This window comes from Cupriavidus sp. SHE, from assembly GCF_000812445.1.
GTDB lineage: Bacteria > Pseudomonadota > Gammaproteobacteria > Burkholderiales > Burkholderiaceae > Cupriavidus > Cupriavidus metallidurans.
The window spans coordinates 1-19,666 of record NZ_JWMB01000083.1 but is presented as its reverse complement, the minus strand read 5'-3'; the positions used below and the strand labels follow the sequence as shown (position 1 = coordinate 19,666).

Annotated in this window: 24 protein-coding genes and 2 pseudogenes; 5 read left to right on the top strand and 21 right to left on the bottom strand. The window is 60.6% G+C overall.

Going from position 1 to position 19,666, the window contains the following annotated elements:
* Positions 1-105 precede the first annotated feature (105 nt).
* Positions 106-303, top strand: a pseudogene (locus RN01_RS30525) (malate:quinone oxidoreductase); the annotation flags it as partial.
* 262 nt (positions 304-565) lie between these two features.
* Here RN01_RS30525 and RN01_RS30520 read toward each other — a convergent pair.
* Positions 566-994 (bottom strand): tripartite tricarboxylate transporter substrate binding protein, encoded by a 429-nt coding sequence (locus tag RN01_RS30520; protein ID WP_017515344.1) that lies wholly within the window; start codon positions 992-994, stop codon positions 566-568.
* A 195-nt stretch (positions 995-1,189) separates the two neighbouring features.
* Here RN01_RS30520 and RN01_RS33550 point away from each other — a divergent pair, with 195 nt between their 5' ends.
* The gene (locus RN01_RS33550; RefSeq protein ID WP_104669915.1) at positions 1,190-1,579 is read left to right on the top strand and encodes an HNH endonuclease; all 390 of its coding nucleotides are present in this window, start codon (positions 1,190-1,192) and stop codon (positions 1,577-1,579) included.
* Between the two features lie 23 nt (positions 1,580-1,602).
* Here the strand turns inward: RN01_RS33550 and RN01_RS30515 are convergent, their stop codons facing one another.
* Both RN01_RS30515 and RN01_RS30510 read right to left on the bottom strand, forming a co-directional pair.
* Positions 1,603-2,559, bottom strand: coding sequence for a hypothetical protein (locus tag RN01_RS30515; RefSeq protein ID WP_017515345.1), 957 nt, complete (start codon positions 2,557-2,559; stop codon positions 1,603-1,605).
* Between the two features lie 84 nt (positions 2,560-2,643).
* Positions 2,644-2,829: a hypothetical protein gene (locus RN01_RS30510; protein ID WP_017515346.1), complete on the bottom strand. Its 186-nt coding sequence runs from the start codon at positions 2,827-2,829 to the stop codon at positions 2,644-2,646.
* Positions 2,830-3,383: 554 nt separating this feature from the next.
* Between RN01_RS30510 and RN01_RS30505 the strand changes: the two genes are divergently transcribed.
* The gene (locus RN01_RS30505) at positions 3,384-3,797 is read left to right on the top strand and encodes a hypothetical protein (RefSeq protein WP_024569887.1); all 414 of its coding nucleotides are present in this window, start codon (positions 3,384-3,386) and stop codon (positions 3,795-3,797) included.
* A gap of 141 nt (positions 3,798-3,938) precedes the next feature.
* On the opposite strand, the gene RN01_RS30500 is transcribed toward RN01_RS30505, so the two are convergent.
* The 15 genes and pseudogenes from RN01_RS30500 to RN01_RS30430 all read right to left on the bottom strand — a co-directional run bounded on the left by RN01_RS30500 (position 3,939) and on the right by RN01_RS30430 (position 14,727).
* Positions 3,939-4,265 (bottom strand): hypothetical protein, encoded by a 327-nt coding sequence (locus tag RN01_RS30500; RefSeq protein WP_035835180.1) that lies wholly within the window; start codon positions 4,263-4,265, stop codon positions 3,939-3,941.
* Positions 4,262-5,296 (bottom strand): hypothetical protein, encoded by a 1,035-nt coding sequence (locus RN01_RS30495; protein WP_017513762.1) that lies wholly within the window; start codon positions 5,294-5,296, stop codon positions 4,262-4,264. The genes RN01_RS30500 and RN01_RS30495 overlap by 4 nt, the downstream gene beginning before the upstream one ends.
* A 4-nt stretch (positions 5,297-5,300) precedes the next feature.
* Complete coding sequence (locus RN01_RS30490; protein ID WP_017513763.1) at positions 5,301-5,537, bottom strand: hypothetical protein; 237 nt, start codon at positions 5,535-5,537, stop codon at positions 5,301-5,303.
* A 9-nt stretch (positions 5,538-5,546) separates the two neighbouring features.
* Positions 5,547-5,855, bottom strand: coding sequence for a hypothetical protein (locus tag RN01_RS30485; RefSeq protein WP_017513764.1), 309 nt, complete (start codon positions 5,853-5,855; stop codon positions 5,547-5,549).
* A gap of 262 nt (positions 5,856-6,117) precedes the next feature.
* The gene (locus RN01_RS30480) at positions 6,118-6,492 is read right to left on the bottom strand and encodes a hypothetical protein (protein ID WP_017513765.1); all 375 of its coding nucleotides are present in this window, start codon (positions 6,490-6,492) and stop codon (positions 6,118-6,120) included.
* A 15-nt stretch (positions 6,493-6,507) separates the two neighbouring features.
* Positions 6,508-6,855, bottom strand: a complete 348-nt coding sequence (locus RN01_RS30475) for a hypothetical protein (RefSeq protein ID WP_017513766.1) — start codon at positions 6,853-6,855, stop codon at positions 6,508-6,510.
* A 359-nt stretch (positions 6,856-7,214) separates the two neighbouring features.
* Positions 7,215-8,012, bottom strand: a complete 798-nt coding sequence (locus RN01_RS32670; RefSeq protein ID WP_017513768.1) for a ParB N-terminal domain-containing protein — start codon at positions 8,010-8,012, stop codon at positions 7,215-7,217.
* The gene (locus RN01_RS34445) at positions 7,996-8,331 is read right to left on the bottom strand and encodes a hypothetical protein (protein WP_017513769.1); all 336 of its coding nucleotides are present in this window, start codon (positions 8,329-8,331) and stop codon (positions 7,996-7,998) included. The genes RN01_RS32670 and RN01_RS34445 overlap by 17 nt, the downstream gene beginning before the upstream one ends.
* Positions 8,328-9,038, bottom strand: a complete 711-nt coding sequence (locus RN01_RS34175) for a hypothetical protein (protein WP_133258072.1) — start codon at positions 9,036-9,038, stop codon at positions 8,328-8,330. Before RN01_RS34175 ends, RN01_RS34445 begins: the two co-directional genes overlap by 4 nt.
* Positions 9,039-9,040: 2 nt before the next feature.
* Positions 9,041-9,352, bottom strand: coding sequence for a hypothetical protein (locus RN01_RS32665; protein WP_017513770.1), 312 nt, complete (start codon positions 9,350-9,352; stop codon positions 9,041-9,043).
* 106 nt (positions 9,353-9,458) lie between these two features.
* The gene (locus RN01_RS30450) at positions 9,459-9,815 is read right to left on the bottom strand and encodes a hypothetical protein (protein ID WP_017513771.1); all 357 of its coding nucleotides are present in this window, start codon (positions 9,813-9,815) and stop codon (positions 9,459-9,461) included.
* A 302-nt stretch (positions 9,816-10,117) separates the two neighbouring features.
* The gene (locus tag RN01_RS30445) at positions 10,118-11,272 is read right to left on the bottom strand and encodes a tyrosine-type recombinase/integrase (protein ID WP_024569885.1); all 1,155 of its coding nucleotides are present in this window, start codon (positions 11,270-11,272) and stop codon (positions 10,118-10,120) included.
* A gap of 167 nt (positions 11,273-11,439) precedes the next feature.
* Positions 11,440-11,988, bottom strand: a pseudogene (locus RN01_RS30440) (Bug family tripartite tricarboxylate transporter substrate binding protein); the annotation flags it as partial.
* Between the two features lie 46 nt (positions 11,989-12,034).
* Positions 12,035-13,537, bottom strand: a complete 1,503-nt coding sequence (argH, locus tag RN01_RS30435; RefSeq protein ID WP_080672790.1) for an argininosuccinate lyase — start codon at positions 13,535-13,537, stop codon at positions 12,035-12,037.
* A gap of 284 nt (positions 13,538-13,821) precedes the next feature.
* Entirely contained in the window at positions 13,822-14,727 is a 906-nt protein-coding gene (locus RN01_RS30430; RefSeq protein ID WP_017512904.1) for a LysR substrate-binding domain-containing protein, read from the bottom strand.
* Between the two features lie 250 nt (positions 14,728-14,977).
* On the opposite strand from RN01_RS30430, the gene RN01_RS30425 reads away from it, so the two are divergent.
* Together RN01_RS30425 and RN01_RS30420 are read left to right on the top strand one after the other, a co-directional pair.
* Complete coding sequence (locus RN01_RS30425) at positions 14,978-16,093, top strand: porin (protein WP_017512903.1); 1,116 nt, start codon at positions 14,978-14,980, stop codon at positions 16,091-16,093.
* A 434-nt stretch (positions 16,094-16,527) separates the two neighbouring features.
* Complete coding sequence (locus RN01_RS30420; protein ID WP_029310136.1) at positions 16,528-16,956, top strand: GFA family protein; 429 nt, start codon at positions 16,528-16,530, stop codon at positions 16,954-16,956.
* Positions 16,957-17,203: 247 nt separating this feature from the next.
* Here the strand turns inward: RN01_RS30420 and RN01_RS30415 are convergent, their stop codons facing one another.
* The 3 genes from RN01_RS30415 to RN01_RS30405 all read right to left on the bottom strand — a co-directional run bounded on the left by RN01_RS30415 (position 17,204) and on the right by RN01_RS30405 (position 19,125).
* Positions 17,204-17,764 carry a DUF3455 domain-containing protein gene (locus tag RN01_RS30415; protein ID WP_017512901.1) on the bottom strand — a complete coding sequence of 187 codons (561 nt, stop codon included), beginning with the start codon at positions 17,762-17,764 and terminating at the stop codon, positions 17,204-17,206.
* A 227-nt stretch (positions 17,765-17,991) separates the two neighbouring features.
* Positions 17,992-18,303: a hypothetical protein gene (locus tag RN01_RS30410; protein WP_017512900.1), complete on the bottom strand. Its 312-nt coding sequence runs from the start codon at positions 18,301-18,303 to the stop codon at positions 17,992-17,994.
* Between the two features lie 381 nt (positions 18,304-18,684).
* On the bottom strand, positions 18,685-19,125 hold the full coding sequence (locus RN01_RS30405) for a hypothetical protein (RefSeq protein ID WP_017512899.1): 441 nt from the start codon (positions 19,123-19,125) through the stop codon (positions 18,685-18,687).
* Between the last annotated feature and the right edge of the window lie 541 nt (positions 19,126-19,666).

The following is a 19,666-nucleotide window of genomic DNA, read 5'->3' as shown; positions in this document are numbered from 1 at the left end:
AGTGATCACGTTCCGCCGAAACCAGCGATCAGCTTCCCGCCGAAACAGGTGATCACGTTCCCCCGAAATCGCTGATCACGCGCCCCGAAATACGCAGCCTGGCAGCAAAAGATTCATGAGATCGTGCCCAGCTACGGAAAAAAGCTCAACGAAAACCCGCAGCTTCTGGCAAAGGAATGGGCGACCACGGCAGAAACGCTGCAACTGGCCATTGCTCCGCCAAGCCTGGACGGCGTTGTCCCTGCCACCGCCCCAATGACGAACCCGGGTGTGGTGAAGAAGGTGCCCGATATGGCCCTGTAAGGCCTGCGCTGCGCGCTGGGGCAGCAGCAGGCGCGCGCGTCCGCGTTGCCTCCGCCGCTGGTGTCGAACCGAATAGGCGCTTGAACTAGCGGCTGAACTGCGCGGGACTCGTGTAGCCCACGGCGTGGCTGGCCGCCGTGTCGATGTTCTTTCGTTCGCGAGCGGTTGCTTCGGAATCCCCCCAAGAAAAAGGCCCTCCACGAGGGAGGGCCAGTACTGCTCAGTGTTTCGCTGGCAGCGTCCGCCTTGGCAGAGTGTCGATTCAGTCCAGGGAGATCTTGGCGTGCTCGATCACTTCACCCCAACGTTTCCCTTCCTTTTCCATGAGTCGGATCATGTCCGCACTGGAGCCGGGGTACGGTCGTGCGCCTTGCTCTGCCAGTTGGGAAATAAATCGCTTGTCTTTGGTCACGACCAGCAAGGTGTCTTGCAGCGTCTTGATCACCTCCGGTTTGGTACCGGCAGGTGCCATCAAGCCGTACCACGACTCGACAACTGCATCCTTTACACCGGCTTCCGCAAACGTCGGTACGTCGGGAATAGCGGGGTCACGCTTTTCGCTGGCGACTGCCAGCAGGCGAACCTTTCCAGCCCTCGCATAAGGCAGCACGTTGGGCAGGTTCGCGAAGATGAGCTGTACCTGCCCCGAGAGCAAATCGACACCGGCCGGGCCAGCGCCCTTGTACGGCAAATCTGACTACCCGCTAGGCCAAGCCCATGGCGGATTACAGGTTTTCGTCTGAAAATTGGCAGAAAACGATTCCGACTGCCCGCTAAATTCCGCCTGGCGCCAGTTTCGCGCATTTGTCGCATCCACGCCACGCCGACATGGCCGTTGCTCCACACCTAACATGTTCAGTATCGGGACCAGTTGCAGGGGACGACCATGGCCGCCAGACGCGAGAACCCACGACAGAATCCGAACATGGATGGCTTCACGACCTCGCGTGAATGGACCGCCTTCCGGTTGACCATCCTGAATCGCGACGACTGGCGCTGCGTGAACTGCGGGCGCGACGTGAAGGGACCAGGACGCGCCAGGGTCGACCACATCAAGCCCAGGCGAACACATCCATGGCTGGCGTTCGAACCATCGAATTGCAGAACCCTTTGCCCGACTTGCGATAACGCGCGCCACGCAGAGAAAGGCGGCGCCCCTGGCGCTGACGTGCGCGGGTGCGATATCAACGGATTGCCCCTGGACCCGAACCATCCCTGGTATGGCGACGGGTCCCGCCTACCCTATGCGGTAGACGATGACGACCTTCACGCCTGATCTTGCTGCCGAATTTGCCAGCCCTAGTCGTCCTTCATCATTTGATTGTAGTGGTACCCGCACAGGCCATTGAATTCCTGTTCGTCGGGACCGATCCCAGCACCACACACCGCGCATTCGTCGTGCTTAGGCGTTGCATCACATGCAATACACGTCTTTTCCTCTAGCACATACGTATCGCGACCGCATTCCCAACACGTTCCGATGGGCGAGTCTCCACCATCGGTCGCCGCAATATAAATGTCGTATGCGAAATATTCGCCGAGCGCCTTTTCCAACAAATCCACCAGTTCGAATTGATCGCCGCAGACGGTGCATTTAAATTCCAATTCGTTCTGCGAGACGTCGGGATCGACTGGCTTCAACAGCGAAGTTTCGCAACTCAAGCAAGTTAGGTTGGAGGCGACACCCTCCATTAAATCGCTTTCCCACCCGATTGCTTCGATAGTTGCCTTGCATTCCGCGCGTTGTTTCTCCAAAACGGCAGACGTTTCGAGCAGCACGTTCCACGTGGCGACACCCAGCAGATCGACGGGCTGTTCGCCAAGTTCTTTGGTCACAAAATCACGGATGATCAGAAAAGAATCTGCCACCAATTCTTTGATCGCGTTGGCTGACTCAGTTACCAGATAGTGTTCAATGTTGTTGCGAATCTTGCTGATTTTGTCGAAAGTCGCCCAGTCCACGTCGATATCTAGCGACTTAAAGCGCTCCTTTATCTGCTGAACATCAACGGTCTTTCTTCCCTCGCCCTTGAAAACTACCGCACCACTTGGACCATATTTCGGAGTCAAGTTTTGCTTGATCAAAGCCTCGTCGGAGTCCTTCGGCGACATCACGCGAAGCTTTTCTTTGAACAGCAGCAGAACCCCGGCCATGATGTTGCGCGTTGCAGACAACGCCCTCCGTGGATCGGCGGATTGAAAATCCTCGACCCCGATTTGAATTGACTGCACAGCATTCTTCAGAATTGAGTCCATTGCTCTAGCCAGATACAGGATAGGGAATGAGTCCCATGCTACCAGTAGATCAGCCAGCGCCTTTCATGGCCGCCAGCGTGATAGCTAGGCCGCCTTGCTGACACCCAGTTCCCGTTCCAGCGATGCCAGCCTGGTTTCCAGGCTCGCGCGCTTCGCGTCGGATGCTTCCAGCCTGGCGCCCAGGGCGTCCATCTGCGCTTTCGTCATCTTCACGTTAGTGGCCAGTTCATCAACGAAGTCCAGCAGCTTTTCGGTTGTCTCGCGGTCCATGTTCGTCGTCCTTCGGTTCGGGTGGCGGGCATCGTTGCCGTTCGCCAGGCGGCGGTCGGCGGCGTGCCAGGTTGCAGAAATCGGCCATGGTTTCGAACCTCCCTTCCAGGTGGTCGTCGGTGGCCGATATGTTAGTGGTCCCTCAGTCTCGGTGCCATTCAGGTAAAGGCGGGTGACGAATAAATGCCCCCGGTTTTATGTGATTTTTTCGCGATGCGGGACAGGCTCCGGATTGCGCACTTTCCCAAAAATGTGACGGTTCCCCCCCCCTCACGCCGCGCCCGCTCATTTCAATGTGACGCGTTTAAACGCGCCAGAATCGTTTTTTGTGACCTGGACCTGCCGAGGTGCTGGGCGCTTGCATTTTTCGACCCTGGCCACGCCTGACGCGCGTGCAGCGGGACAGCGTGGATTTTTCTAGCCTGGCCAGGACGAACGCCCATGCTTCGATGATTCGCGGGCGTGGTCGGGGCTATCAGTGCGGCGCTTGCGATACTCACCAACAATCGCAGGGCATCGGACCCCGCCAGGCAATCGGATGCGACCAGGCGCACATGACGCAGGCCCCACCCCTTGACCGTGGACAGGAACGCACGGGCAGCGGCGCGCAGGTCGGCCAGGCTTCGGCATCGCTGGCAGATCGGCTTGCCCACTTGGCCACCGTGCCGCGCTTCGATACCAAGCTGCCAGCCACCGTTGTGCAGGGCGACCAGGCAAACGATGGCCTGCGGCTGGTTGCCCTGGCGATATCGCCCGACGTCATCCAGTCCAGGTTCATCCCGTTCGTCTGCTGGCTCCGGGCGTGCCTGTCCCTTGCCCGCGCCCTTGCATGGCCGCGTCGATGCCCACTGCACCAGCAGCGGGTCCAGGCCACCGTCGAATGGTTCGCGGCGGACCATCGGCATGGCTGGCATGGTTGGCGCTGCCACTGGGCGCACTTTCATGCGTCGTGGTTCGTCGGCCAGTAGGTCGATCCATGACCGCGTGCGCGGCGGCGTGGCCGGTGGCGTCTGGACCTGGACACGCATGTCTAGCACGCAGGGTGCATCGCATCGCGCAACCGCCAGGCGGTCCCGCATCGGTTCGCGGTCGATTCGATTACGCATCGGTCAGTCCTCCAGGACAGCGCCCGCAATCCCATCGGCAAACGCGGTCAGCAAAATCCGGCCGATGTTGCCCTGGTCTTCTGAACCATAGACCTCATCCAGGCCGGTAATCTGCATCGCGATATCGCAGGCGTCGGGGCGCTTACCACTTTCGATAACGTAAAGGGCGCCAGCGCAAGCCAGCATGTCTTCGGCTTCATCCAGGCCACGCGGCGCCCCTTCGATCAATGTCCGACCATCGGGCAGCGACACACGATAGGTCGTGACAAGCGCGTCTCTGCGGACCACGCAAAATACCAGTGGCCCGGGAACCATTGGCGCGTTCATCATGGCGTCACGGGCGCGGGTGTGCCCCAGGAAACGCCCGATGCAAGGACAACGCGCGCAGGATCGATTGTCCAGCTTGTCGGCAATACCAAGCGCAAGCCCAGCAGGTCCATTTGCCACAAGCTCGAAACGGGCACGGCCAACGTTCCGGCTTCATCGGCAATGGGCAGCGCCACGTCGTTCATGTGTACGGTCGCATCATCGACGCGCGACATGTCGACCGCACTGCCAACGCCCATCACCAGGTCCGCCGCATCCAGCACGAACACTTCGGCATCGGCCATCGTGCTCGCCAGGATGGTCGCTGGTCCACCGACTGGCAGCACGGCCGCCAGCGCGGCGATATTAGCCATGGATGCGATCAACACTGGACTGACCGCATGTGGCAGCAGACGCAGCATCCCCACGACGTCAGCAAGGGCGTTATTTGACCCAGTGAACGCAGTTGCACCAGCACCGAGACCAGCAGGCGCGTCGGCGGTTGCGGCCGCGCTACCCAGCAGAACGCCATCGACACCAGCGCGCACACTTTCATCCAACATACTTTCGATAACAGAAAGTCCGCCAGCAGCCTTCGACAGTTCGCGCGTGGCGACCATGATGGCCGCGCATTTCGTGGACGGCAATGTCAGGCCGGTAATAGACCCGCTAAGAACAGGGATTGGCGATGCGTCGCCCACGAACTTCCCTGGTGCGACAGTGCCAACACGTGCGGGGATTTTCGGAATCGCACCGCCCATCGGCAGTTGCCGTCCAGCGATTTCCAGCAGCGCACCGAAGGCGAACGCGGGTACTCGCACCAGGTAGTCCGCAATCGCTTGTTGCAGCAACGCATCCGATCCATCGTCGGGCGTGCTGCCCATCGGCGGTTGCGCTGCGCGCGTCAATACGACGTTGCTGGCGCGTTGTGCGGTGGACAGGCGCGGCGCCCCGGCATGTTGGCCTTCACAGAAGCCGCGCAGGTATGCGGCGACCGCAGCGGGAATTTGCCAGCCTGGCATACGTTCTGGCGTGCCATCGAAAGTCAGTTCCATGATTTCAACCTCCGGTTGCGGCGTCGGCCGCTTCGTTGAATGCGTCCAGTGCGGCGCGGCCGTCTACACCTTCGACCGCCACGACCAGTTCGATGACCGGCCGCTGACTGCGCGGGAAGCAATCCGACAGGCGCCGCATGAACGAATGCAGGCCATCCCGTGCGATGACTTGCGGTTCTGCGTCGTTCACCGTGACGGCCAGCAGATGCGGCCGCCACGACGGTCCAATTACGATTCGCATGGTGTGCCCCTATTGTTGGGATTCGGTCAGGTAACGCGTGACGGCGCCGCGCAGCTTGTCGGCGCGCAGGTCGTATTTCACGACATAGCCCAGCGCCTTGAATTCGGTCAGCAACGCCACCAGGCCAGCTTCGACGTGCTGGCGAAACAGCGGCGTGGCGGCGTGATAGTCGGCCAGGCGTTCGACGTCCTGCGGCGTCAATGCATGACCGAACGGCGTTGGCGCGCTGGGCGTGGCCGGTGGCGCTGGATCAGCGGCGAACGGTTGCAGCACGACGTCCAGATCCGGTTCGCTGCGTGGTTGCGGTTCGTTGTCCATGTCGGGTCCCTCCGTTCTGGTCCAGTTAATACGGGTCCTGCAACGTTTACAAGTCGGTCAACGGTCGACAGTCAAAGTTCGAACCTTTTCCGAAGCCATCCCCGCCGCGCATACCACTTCGCATATCGGACGGCCACGCATTCGCGACAGGTCCGCTGTCGCCCGCTCGGGCGCGAATTGTCGATAGAGAACGCACGGGCGGGCAGCACGCGACGGCAGACGGAACACAACAGCGATTCATCTGCCTTCGGTCCCATCGTCCTCATCCTTTGCACAAGGCGTCGGCCAGCGTTTGCGCACCACGGCCCCGGATGAATGTCATGTATCGACCGGCCAGCCTTACCCAGTCGTTGCGGCGTTCCTGCTGCGACGTTTCCAGGAAGGCTTGCCAACTGTCCAGCGTCGCGCGCAGGCTTGACACGTACTGCCTTCCACGCTCCCCGGTCCCGATGTGCAAACTTATCGGCAGTTCAATCGGCAACCCGTTCTGAATGATGGCGTCGAACGCTTGCGGGTCGTCTTTACGCTGGATCATCCTTTCTGCCGTTTCCCGGATCATCCGCAACAGTTGCTGGTCTGCCAGTGCCTTGCGTTCGTCGTCGCAAAGTTCGCGTGCCAGTTTCTTGAGTAGCTTCACGGTGTTTCCTCCTGGTTATGCCGCAGGCGCGGCATTATCGAAAAGCAATTCACGCAATGCGTGGACAAAGCGATGGGCGCGGCCGTCATCACGCACCGATTGCAGTAGACCGACGACCGCATCTGGTTTATCGAGATTCGATAACGGCATGTCCGCCCCCCCACACACAACAAACAATCCCCCGAACTCCACGACGACCGCGCAAGGCGCGTCCGCCAGGGACACCATGCGGAAGGTGCGGCGCAGCTTCTGGCACAGGTCTAGCGGGTCGGCCGGGTCGGTGCTGACAGTCCATTCGTCGGCCACGCCAGCGCGTTCGATGGCGTCCAGCAGACCAGCGGCAGTTGTTGGCAGTGGCGTCATTGCGATATCTCCCTGCACGGATCGAACAATGGGCAGGCGTTCACCTGGTCGGGCGTCGACGTGAAACGGCGCAGGTCTTCGACGGACATGCCACGCCCATTGACGCAGGGGCGCATTCGGTCGTCGCCCTGGTGGCCAGCACAGTTCGCGCAGCAATGCACAGGCGCTGGTAATGGCGCATGGTGCGGGCATCTGTTCGCGGCGTTCGTCTCGCGCAGCGCGGCATCCCTTGCGCCCTTGGTCGACCAGCCTGCGGCCGCATTGCACGTCGCCAGCGCGGGAATCAATCGGCGTTCGTGCTCCGGTTCACCAGAAAGGCGCACGAAGTAGACGCAGGACTCGCAGCAGCGGACCATGGCCTATCCCCCCAGGGCTTCGCACACGCTGTCCAGCAATTCCCGCACGGCTTGCACATCGGCCAGCGCGGCGGGACCCATGGCAGCGGCAATGGCTTGCGCGCTTCGGTGCATCTGCGGCGTCATCGCGGACAGCACGCGAACGGCGCCCACAGCATCGGCAATGCTCGGGAACAGGTCGGCCGTTCTTTGCGGGGACGCCTGGACAGGCTTCGATGGTTTCGTGGCCGGTGCCTTGCGGGCGCGACCATCCAGGCCGACGCGCTTTGGTGTCTGGCTCGGCGCGGGCGATGGCGCCCGATACAGGTCCTTCATCCGGTGCGGCCGGGATGGCTCCGGGCAACTGGTAACTTGACCAGTTGGTGTCGCGCGCATCTTGCCGACCGTGACGTGCGACATGTTCGTGGCTTTGGCAATGCGCCTGTCCGACCATTCCGGGTTGCGTTGCAGAAGCTCCGCGACCATCGCGCGGCGCGCTTCGACGTCCTGCCAGTTCCTGCGCACCAGGTTGACCGTGCGCGCCCATTCGCGTTTCGCTTCGTCGCTTACCAAGGAGCCATTGACCACGGTCGGGCATGGGACGCCCAGTTCCTTGGCGATGCGCTGGCGGTGGTGGCCGTCCAGGATGTCCCCGCATTCGTCCAGGTCAACAGGCACAAGCACGCCATGCTGGCGGATGCTTTCGCGCAGTTCGGCGTATTGCTCGTCCGACAATTCGGGCATGACCTGGTATTTCGGCCGCGCCGGTTCATTGGCGGCCGCATGGCTTGCAACGGACAGTGGCTCAGGCTTTGTCGTCATGGTCGGAATCCTTGCGGTACAGGTGGCGCGCCAGGCCGCGCGGCCGGTGGTGGTCGTGGTCGGGTTCGGTCGTTGGCGGGTGGCATGGCTTGCGTTCGTGCCGTGGCAGCAGGCCATGCGCGACCAGCAGCGACCACAGCGCGGCGCGGTGGCGTTCGACCAGGTCGGCCAGGGCGCCAGGCGGACAGGCGTCGATTTCCGCGTGCGCGGCCGCCAGGTGTTCGTCGGACCAGCGTTCGACGTCGGCCAAGCGGTCGACCCACGCGTGGCCTTGCCGGACGCGCACCGGCTCAAGGATTGGGTCGGGGTTCGTTGTCATCCCAACATCCCCCCGACATCAACATCTGGCACGTCACAAGCAGTACCAGGGATGGCACCTGGTATACCTGTCACCCGCTCCGGGTGCAGCGATTGCGTTTTTTGGGCCGTTTCTGAACCCGCTCCGGGTGCAGGAAATCGCTTTGCTGTACCCGCTCCGGGTGCAGGCTGTACCCGCTCCGGGTGCTTTGCTGAACCCGCTCCGGGTGCAGGAAATCGTTTTGCTGTACCCGCTCCGGGTGCAGGAAATTGGTCGCCTTTTGGCACCGCTCCTGAACCCGCTCCGGGTGCGGCGGTCGCGCCGTTGCTTTTCCATCGGCCGCGATGTTTTTGAAACTGAACCAGCGAAATGTCCAGACCATCCCATCGGGAAATCCCTAGCCAGCCCAGGGCGTAGAGCGATGGTCCGATGCCAAGTCCACCTTGGCGCGTCTGGACCAGCAGTCCGACTTCCAGAAGCTGGTTTTTCGCGGCCGCCAGCTTTCTGTTACTGGTCCAGCCATACGACGACAGCGCGGATAGCGTCAAACACAAATGCCCGTTGTTCGCGCCCGTGTGCAGGCCCAGGGCGGTGTGTAGCAGGCGAAACGCTGCGTCACTCAGGTCCCGAACGACCGACGACCGAGCGACCATGCGCGGCATGGCATCAAATGCGCCGTCGACCCACTCGCCATGTTTGACCTTCGATTTCGATTTCCTGGTGGCCATGGCTACCGCTCCGACGTGGGCGGCACGACGCCGACACCGTGCGCATAGCGGCGTTCGTGCTTCCACCACGCGGGGATAGGTGGCCGGTATGGCTTGCCATCGCGCGGGAACAGCACGGCAAACGGCAAGCCCAGGCCGGACAGAATGTGCGACGTCGAACAGCCACGTTTGCAATGCGCGTCCACCTGGCCGTCGCTGTCTTCCCGAATCAGCAGGCGCGGCGATGGCGACCCGCACACGGGACAGCGCGCCCACCATTCGCCATAACTTCGTTCCTGGACACCGTCCAGACGGTCCAGCAGATCGTCAACCACGGTTCACCCCCTTCCCACTTTCGATTACGCAAAGGCGATAGACGCCCCTGTCCGCGCAGGTCGAAACCTGGCGCAACCAGTGCAAACGAACGACAGGTAGGGGGTGTTACGCGGCTTTGTCGGCGGCGCTACTCATGCCGAAAAACGCGTCGTAGTCGGACATCAAAATGATGGGATTCTTTCGGGACAGATACGTGATCTTTGGCGCCTCGCCACGCTCGCGCATGGTGTCATAGGCGTGTCGACCGACGCCAAGCACGAATTGGAATTCCAGGATGGTCAGGAAGCCACGGGCACGCGCCATCGTCATGATGTCCGCAACGCGCTGGGGCGTGCGTTCGGTCGTGACATCCATGCGGTCGATGTTCGTGCGCGGCCGCGATGTTGCAGTCTTGCGGCGGGGACGTCCCGGCTTCTTCGGTTGCGCGGGCGTGGCTGTCTTCAGCGTGGGATGTTTGGTCATTCGTGATAACTCCGGTTGTTTGGGGCTCGTCATGGCATGGCGAGACACACACGGCCAGGTCCCTTTAGGCTGGCCAACAAACGACATTCATCACGTATGAACAGGGCCGCTTTTGTTACGACGCGCGGTCCTTGTCTGAATACGATAGGCGGCGGTCATCACCGATGCAAGTGGCTTTGTTCTCCACTGTCTGCCAGGGACGATTATTGACCCATGACAAAAGAAAAACGCCTGGCATGTGCCAAGCGTTTCGGGCGTCAGCGGGCAGCGCTTAGGGCTGTCCCGCATTTGTGGGCTACCTCTCACAGCACGGCAGCGCGGTCGTATTTCTCGCGCACGGCGGGCGACAGATGGCCGTAGTGCTTGCGTATCTGTTCGATGCCTGTCTGGCACAACTCCGCGATGCTGTAGACGTCAATCGCCGCTTCGATCATGGCGCTAATTGCCGCGTGCCGGAAATCGTAGGCACACAGGGTCGGGACGCCGATGGCCTTGCCCACGCGTTTAATCAACGGGTTCCACTGGTTCGAACTGTTCCAGAAGCCACCGCCAGGCGCGTGGAAGATCGGCGCGGCCGGTGTCTTGTCCCGGCATTGCTGCGCGAACAGCTTCACGGCAGCGCTGGGCAGTGTGATCGGGGCCGCCTTCGTCTTACCCTTCGGGACTTCCACGGTGCCGCGTGCTTCGTCAAAACGTCCCCTGGTCATCTTGGCGACTTGCCCGACGCGCAGGCCGGTCAACAGGCAGGCTTCGACCAGGGCGCGCAATTCCGGCTGGTCCGCACACGCGGCCACGACGGCGCGGCGTTGCTCCAGGGTCAGGAACAGCGTGCGACGGCCGGTTGTGTTCTCGTATTGCTCCACGGCCGCCCAGGCGCGGGGCGTGGCCGCCCAATCGTGTTTGTAGACGTAGTTCAATGCCGACCGCAGCATGGTCATGTTCCGATTGGCCGTTTCCCTTGCGCGGCGCATCTTGTCTTCGCTGGCGTCGGGCGCGAACTTCACCAGGGCGCTGCGCCATTGCTCAACGTCGCGCGCAGTCAAGTCGGCGACCATGATTGCCCCGATGGAGTGGGCATACACCAGGCGCGCATAGCGGCGGCTGGCATCGTGTGCGGCACGCTCGCCCTTCTTTTCGCGGCGGTCTTCCACGTAGGCGGCGCAGGCGGCGGCGACGGTGCCGGGAACGGTGTCGACACGCCTTTGTTGTTCCTGCATGAACTTCAACGCCAGACCGTGGCAGTAGTCAAAGCGCTTCGTTTCCAGGATTTCCAGCAGATTGCCCAGCGGCTTGTAGACCTGTTTGCCCGTGGCGTTGCGATAGCGAATGGTCCAGGTCGGCGCGGCGCCTTCCATCACGCGCAGGCCGATTGCCAATCCCTTGGCGACGACTTGCCAGTGGGGGTCCTTGCGCGGCTTTAACGCGGCGCGGGCGCGTACGGTGTCGATGAATGTCATGGGGTGTGTCCGTTTTCAGATAGGGGTGAAATCTGAAAAAATAGTAGCCGGACACATGTGGGAGTGAAACAGCGGCCAATAAGCGCAAATCGCCGCTATGCAAGGCTGGACAAGGGTTCGACGGGGGTCGTAGGGGAACCAGGCATTGGCAAGAAATATCTTTTTTCGCCCTTGTACGGCACATGCACGAAATTGGCTCCGGTTCTGGACATGAAAAGCTCACCAATCAGTTGATTGATCGAGCCGATTCCAGCGGACGCCATGTTCAATTTGCCGGGATTAGCCTTTGAGTAGCCAACCAGCTCTGAGACGTTCTTCGCGGGAGCATTGCTGGATACGGCCAGAACATTCGAAACGGTTGCGAACAACGCAACGGGAACCAGCTTCTTGGGATCGTACGGTAGCCGCTTGGTAAGCAGAGGCTGAACGGCCTGTCCCATCGAGCCCAGCAGCAACGTATATCCATCCGGGGTGGCCTTGGCGACAAATCCGGCGCCAATCGCGCCGCCCGCACCGGCCTTGTTGTCGACGACAACTGGCTGACCTAGCTGCTCCCCCATATGCTCGGCAACCAGCCGCCCCATCATGTTCACCGTACCACCTGCCGCAAAGGGCACCACCAGCATGATTGGCTTCGAGGGATAGGTCTCTGCGCGCACACCCAGGGAGAGTGCCGCGAGGGACATAAACAAGGCAAAGGACTTCAACTTCAACATAACCTGCGTCTCCTTCGGTATTTTTTCGTAAGCGTCAAGCTGGTTCTCAGGCAACCAGCTTGCTCACGGCTTCATTGAGTGCCAGTTGCGATCGACTCAGTCGGCCGCGCGCCTCGCTGACCCATTGGCGATCCGCAGCGCGTTCTTGCGCCGCGCGTTCGAGCAGTCGCGCAACCTGTTGCGGCCCGACGCTGCCTTCCGTAATCCGGGTTTCGACAAAGCGAACCGGATCGAGCGCATCACGTACCGCCGCGTCGCCCAGATTCAGCGCGATCCCCACCGTTTCGAGAGCTGCCTCATCGAGACGGCTGCTGGTCAACTGATCGGGACGCAGTTCTTGCGCGACGCAGTTGCGCACCGCACGGGCGACGATGTGATGCACCTGGCGGAAGGACAGATGTCTTTCACGCACGATGACGTCCGCCAGATTGCTCGCGGTGCACCAACTTCCCTTGAGCGATTCGGCCATGTGGTCCTGATGCACGATCAGCGTTTCCATGACGCCAGTGAACAGATCGAGCATGCTTTCTGTCGTTGCCAAGGCCTCGTCGATATGTGAGACGGTACGCATGGCCTGGTCGCCGGTCCCTTCCGCGCGGAACGTGGCCAGCGCCGCGCTCAGCCACGTCACGGCAGGACCGGCGGCCTTCCTGATGGTCTCCAGTGCGACCGGGTTCTTCTTCTGCGGGAAGATGCTGCTCGTACCACAGTAGCTGTCATCGGATTCAACCAATCCGAACTCGGCACTGGACCAGATATGCAGGTCGGTAGCCAGATCGTTCAAATCGGCCATGATGAACGACAGTGCGCAGATCGCATCCGCTGCATCGAAAGCTTCGCGGCCAAGCTTGGAGTTCTCGATTTGGCCGTCGAATCCGAGCAGTTCCGTGGTTCGCTCGCGATCAAGCGGCCATGACGTGCCGGCAAGCCCCACGGTTCCCAGTGGATTGCGGTTGACGCGTCCGTACGCCTGCGCCAGACGCTCGAAGCTGTCATGCAATCGGGAGCTGAAGCTGAGCAGATAGTGTCCGAACACCCATGGCTGGGCCTGCTGCATATGAGTGTAGCCAGGCATGATCGTGTGCGCGTGGCGGCGCGCTTGTTCGGCAATCGCCTCCTGGAAAACGTTCAACTGGTCCATCACATCCAGCATGCGGTTGCGCTTGTACAGGCGGCGTACCGTGGCGCCCTGATCGATGCGACTGCGGCCGGTGTGCATCTGGCCGCCCACATCCTCGCCGATGACGCCGAAGAGATACGACTCGATCTGCAGCAGAAGGCTGCCCTTGCGCACATCCACGGGAAACGCGGAGGGCTGCATTCTCCGAATGATCAGCAACTGCTCCAGGATGGCCCGACCGGTCTCCGCCGAAAGAATGCCCTGTTCCACCAGCATGGTCGTATGGGCAAGATCAACGGCGACGAACTCGTGAAACTGCCTGCGTTCGCGCTCGAGCCCTGGCAGTGCGTAGTGCTTCGTCAACCGGGAGGCAGGAGGCGAACTCAGGCGAGCCTCGGCAAGTAGTGTTTCGTGGGGAGTCGATGTCATGGTAACAAGCGAGGCAATCGGCGCCTGGCCATGCGGACGGCGCTTCTCTACCCAGCAATAATGCGGTTCAGACGGGGGCCTCGCCCCGCGCGCTGCAAGCAGATCGCGCCGGGCGAACGATTGGAATGAACCTTGGAGAAGGACCGCGACGCGGCCACTTCTGCTAGTCCGATTCCATGACTCGATGATGAATTTTTGGTCCGCGAGGCACAACTACAGACACGGTTGGACGCGCATAAGGAAATCTTCTGCTTATGCGTGGTTTCACTGCGGCTCGCCGCGAATCAGGACGATGCGACGCTCGCCTTGAATTGTTCTTTGACCAGCTTGATAAAGTCTTCCACGACCTTCGATCGCGGCTGATGGGACGGCAGGACCATGGAGAAATGGAACTGTACGGCCGGCGACAAGGGACGCCAGACCACACCTGGATCACGCACTCTGCGCGCGGTGAAGGGATCAACGACAGTCAAACCAAGTCCGCCTGCCACCAGGCTGCATGCCACGTGACCAAGCGATGTGACCACCGAGCGCTTGCAGGTCACGCCAGCAGCGTCGAGTTCCATCTCCAATCGCATCCGCACCGGGCTATTGCGATTCAGCGAGATAAGCGGCTCATCCTGTAGGTCGGTAATCTTCAATGACTTCTTGCGGGACAAAGCATGGCCACGCGGGAGTACGCAGACCGCCGCGACGCTTGGTAGCGGGAAAACATCGACCCCCGGGTACTCATCGCCGGACATCTGCACGAATCCGATATCGATCTGGTGCGCTGCGGCGAGCTCCATGACGCCTAGAGAATTCCTGACGTCCAGCGAGATCGCCAGTTCTGGGCGGGAGAGTGAGAACTGCCTGACGCTTTCGCTGAGCAGGCTCAATCCCAGCGTATGCATGGACGCAACACGCAGGGTACCGATGCGAGCGGACTTCAGGTCCAGTGCCACACGCTCGATCTGCTCCATGCCCTGGTAGAACCGGTCCACCTCGCGGAACAGTCGCTGGGCTTCCGCGCCCGGAATCAGGCGATTGCCTTCACGTCTGAATAGACGGATTTCCAGTCTCTTCTCGAGGTCCCTGATAAGCGCACTCACCGCGGGCTGGCTGATCTTGAGCCGTTCGGCGGCCACGGTCATGCTGCCGGACACCATGACACTACGGAACGCTTCGAGTTGGCGGGGATTCAGTTGCATAGGTAGCTAAGGCGAAGACTGATGCCATGACTTTTGGGGGGGCGAGCCTACAACGTAGCACGCTGCCGCGCCCATAAATTTCTCTTATGCGCGTCCAACCGTGGCTGGGGTTGTTCGTCATGAGAGACCAGCGTCAGAATTTTGTCATGGGATTCCAAAGTCCCATCGAGCCAGAACAACAATGAATTCACGGCGCGTATGCCGTCCTTCTTTGGGACGGAGCCGTCCCCATTCACGAGGAGACCATTGAATGAAATGCAAGTACCTTGCCATTGCGGTGGCAATGCTGACTGCGAGCAGTGTCCAAGCGCAATCGAGCGTTACCCTGTATGGCGTTGTTGATGCCGGTATCGAGTACCTGAACCATGCTGTCGCATCGACGGGAACCGTTGCACCGGGTGCCAAGGGACATAGCCTGGTGGCCTTGCAATCAGGCAACCAGTCCGGATCACGCTGGGGTCTGCGTGGCATCGAGGACCTGGGTGGCGGCCTGAAGAGCCTCTTTGTTCTGGAAAGCGGATTCTCCATCGACACCGGCACGAGCACCCAAAGCGGTCGCCTGTTCGGACGCGGTGCCTACGTGGGACTCGAGAACCAATGGGGCAGGCTGACGTTGGGTCGCCACACGGTGCCGTTCTACGACTTTGCGGTGACGTACGATCCGATGGCGATTTCGAGCCGCTACTCTATCGGCGCGCAGGATCCGTTCATGGGAGCGGCGCGTGCAGACAATTCTGTCAAGTACATGGGCACCTTTGGCGGCCTGAGCGTGACAGGACTGTATAGCTTCAACTACAACAACCAGGAAGTTCCGGGCAACTTCACGAACGGCCGCGAGTACTCTCTCGGCGCGAACTATTCTGGCGGCTCGTTCTCGATTGGGGCAGTCTACGATCAGATCAACCAGTCGGCCGCCACGGCATTGCAAACAAATAGCCTGACCCAACGGGCAGCGGTGGCCGGTACGTACGCCTACGGCAACGCCAAGTTTTACGCGGGCTACCGTTATGCGCACGCGTTCAACGGTGCCAGCCTGCCTGGGTCCACAGCGGCTAACACTGCGTCGAACCTCGCTTGGGCAGGTGTTGGCTATCAGGTGACACCTGCTCTCTCATTCACTGGCTCGGCCTACTACCAGAACCTTCGCAACTCCCGATCCGGCAACCCATGGCAGTTCGTCATGGTGGCCGACTATGCGCTGTCGAAGCGTACCGACCTATATACGGCAGCATCGTATGTGCTTAACAAGGGGAAATCGAGCCTGGGCGTGAATGGCTTCAACAGCCAGTTGGGGACGACGAGCGAGGCCGTACAACCTGGCGCCAATCAATTCGGTGCTGTAGTCGGTGTTCGACACAAGTTCTGAGCCGACCGGTACGGCGCCCAGCCTTTCAAGCGGTGCCACATACCCGTGCTATATATTTGTCCTTTCGACTGCATGGCGAGGTAGGTCCGCATGGCAAAGAAATCGATTCGGGTATCGCATGTCGCGATACCCGGCGACCTGAGTGTTCTCAAACTGAACCCTCTTCGCTGGAGCGGCACTTATTGTCATCCCTAGATTCAAAGGCCGTAGGGCTAGGCATTTTCGAATGTCGACACGGCGTGCCTTTGGTGGTGCATGGTTAGCCTTACTCAGGCCGATGTCGTCGTGAATTGGCGGCAGTCTCTAACCGACCCACAAGAGACCGTCACCATGGCCGAAAGCGGACATCCAGCCGGGAGGCTCACAGATCTGAAGCATCAGTCAATTTGTGTTGCGCGAATGCATATAGTCCCGGGGCACAATCAGGAGGTGAAATGACCGTACCGTGTTCCGTGCAGTGCCTGTGTGGCGCCGTCAATATCAAGCTGAATGGCCAACCTCAGGCAAGGGCTAATTGCCACTGTCGGTCGTGCCAGGATTTCTACGGGACTTCAATGTTGTCGGCGACTGCGTGGCTAGCTGAACAAGTCACCGTCGCCAGTGGTAGCGTGTCGAGCTTTTCGCACCCGTCAAAAGACTTGTCGCGAACATTCTGCTCCGGTTGCGGTGAGACGGTGTTTGGCACGAACCGGCTCGGCATGCGCGTCCTTCCCAATACAATTTTCGCCCGAGCCGCTGGCGGTGAAGTGCCCGAGGAAATGCGACCGACGATGCATCTTTTTTACCGGCATCGGATTATCGACATACAGGACGAGTTGCCGAAGTACCTCGACGGATGGGATGGCCCGACTTACCAAGCTTAGTTATGCGTCGAACCTCGACGTGTCTTCGGAACTCGGCGCCGCGTGTGAGCGATTTGCGGCACGTTTGCGAAAGATCGCAATGGCCGGCTATCGACGGTCCGGCCTAAGATAGATCCGAGTGCCCTGCCTCAGTGCTCGTCGATGTGGACTATCTGTCGACCTGCACCGCGAGCGATCCGGCTTTCACAACGGCTGCGCAAGTGGTAGCACAGCGCGGCCACACAGTCCACGTGCACTCGCACTACGTTCATTCGAGGAACACGTACTCCGCGAGATAGGGGCTACGCCCTTCCTCGCCCTCGTGGACGCAGGCTTGCGCGGGGGCCGCGCCGCCGTGCGTGGCAAGCCGCTGCACATAGTGCACCGTGCTCAGGAGGCCCGGACCGCCCGCATTGGTGGAAGAGAGGAGCAGCATTGGAATCGCCGCGCTGTCGTCGGGATTGGCGGCGTGCTGCAGCAGCTTGCCAGTGATCCGGCTGCCGTCCAGCGCTTCCCACGACGGCCCCGCGCCGTGCCTGACGACGAGCCGGCCGGAGGCGTCGTAGAGATCGGCTTGTGGCGCCTGAAAGGTCCATGTCAGTTGATTAGCGGCATCGCGCCTGCAGACGTAGATCTGCACGCCCGATGCCTCGAGCGAGGCCACCGCGTGAGTCATGCCGGCGGGCTGCAGCGCGCCCGGCACCGGCGACTGGGCTTGGGCCTGGGCCAACGAAAGCGCCACGCTACCAGCCAGCGCCGTCGCGATCCCAAAGGCGCGTCGCGTTGCCAGGCGGACGCCACGGCTGCCTCTACGAATCGATTGGTTCATGCGCGTTGTCCCCGATGAATGTCTCAGTGTGCCAACTGATCATACCGGGAAACCGCAGTGAGACGCGGGCGCCGCCGCGCACGTCACTTCGGTTCGTGCACAACGGGGCGCGTGCGTGATCGACAACATCGGTCGATCAGGTGTGCAGCTTAATGCTACTGACGCATTCGACCCTTCTCTGTCATTGGCCACTGGTTGGGTGAGGGGCAGAGTTCCACCACGAAGCGTCATCCAAGTAGGGATCGGGCAATCGCATTGAGCCAATCCGGATAAGCGTCGTTTTCGGCGTAGTAGACAATCGCTGCGACTCGTTGATCTGATGAGAGTCGGCCCGCAAATTCGCCCAGTACTTCATCGAGGGCTATGGATACCTCAAGAAAGTACTCAAAACCCTCTTGCAGCACGTTGCCAGGAATGCTGTATTCGTCGGTCAATGAAACCAACCGCGCGTCTGAGTTTGCTGTCCATGGTCGTTTCGCGACGATGGTGAGGGTGCTATCGGCCGACTCCAAGTCCGCGATGATGGAAGCAAGGTTCATTTGAGTCCGACTCTCCGTCGTCATATATGACCCACCATGAATCAGCGGTTCGCCTCAGCCGGGCGGCACCCTCGACGGCCGGATGTCCAGTTGGTGCACTTGAATTGGAACTGTGTGCAATCCAGGCGGGCATGTCGAGTGGCGCTTGCTGGCCGGCAAGCGCCCGATTGCCCAGATGGTCGGAGAACCCCGGGGCGACAGGCGGTAGTCAGCCCATTTGAGACGATCGCCGTCAGGCCGTTATCAGGCAGAAGGTTGCGCGAGAACGGCCACTCAAGCCGAGGGAAGCTGATTCAGCGAGCGTTCCCGAAATATGGCTTGCGATCTTAGTTCGCGACTGCGACCGAAGCTTGGGGTTGTGCCGAACGCAATCGCTGACGGTCAATCGTGATGCTTGCCGTTTTTTGTGTGCTTGTGATGGTGCTTGTCGTGGCCACTCTCGCTGGAGTGCGAATTGTTGCGGGAGATGTTGCCGCCCAGTGCGGCACCAGCGCCGCCGCCCACTGCGGCACCGACGAGCGAGCCGGTCGTTCCACCCATCGCATTACCGGCCGCAGCGCCGGCACCGCCGCCAATGGCGCCTCCAATCACGGCGCCCGTGCGCTCACGACCATTAGACGTCGCGGCGCCGCCAGCAGCGCCACCCACGGCGCCACCGATAACGGTGCCCGTGCTGCCGCCAATTGCGTTTCCGACGGCCGCGCCGGCAACGCCACCTAGCGCACCGCCCGCTGCGTTTTTCATGTCGCTAGCCGTGGCGGAGACCGACGCAGCAGCGACAGCGGTAGCAATTGCCATTCGGGTTGCAATCTTCTTGTGCATTGATTTGTCCTTGTTTTTGAAAGAGTTCGAACAAGCATAACATGCGTCGAAATCTTCGCATTATCGTAAGTTTTCTCATAATCATTTAACGTCGTTTATTTGTTTTTATCATCTGTTTTGCAAATTGCGCAATTGTGTCTTGTTGAGCAAATAATCGCTTCGAAGTGCTTGATAAGGCTCGCTCAAGATCAAGGTTGTGCTGTGCACGCAGGGGCTGTAGGTGCGCAGACGAGGACAAGGCTGTCCTCGACGAATGGAAAAGTGGCGGAGCGCCAACAACTGAGGAGTTGCCCCGCCACCCCTGTCGCATCCCGGCCATACGCACTATTACCTAATGCTGCAATGCGACAATCCGTCTGCTACAATTCGGGAAAACCCCATAAGGGTAATCCCTGAAAGGAAGGACGCCATGAACACCCAATCCGATATCAAGCTGACCGATCAACTCGAACGTGACCTCATCGAGCGCGAACTCGGCGCCCAAAGCATGGGCTTCGGCAACGACGTGAAGCGCGTGATTGCCTCGATCCAGAACGTTTTC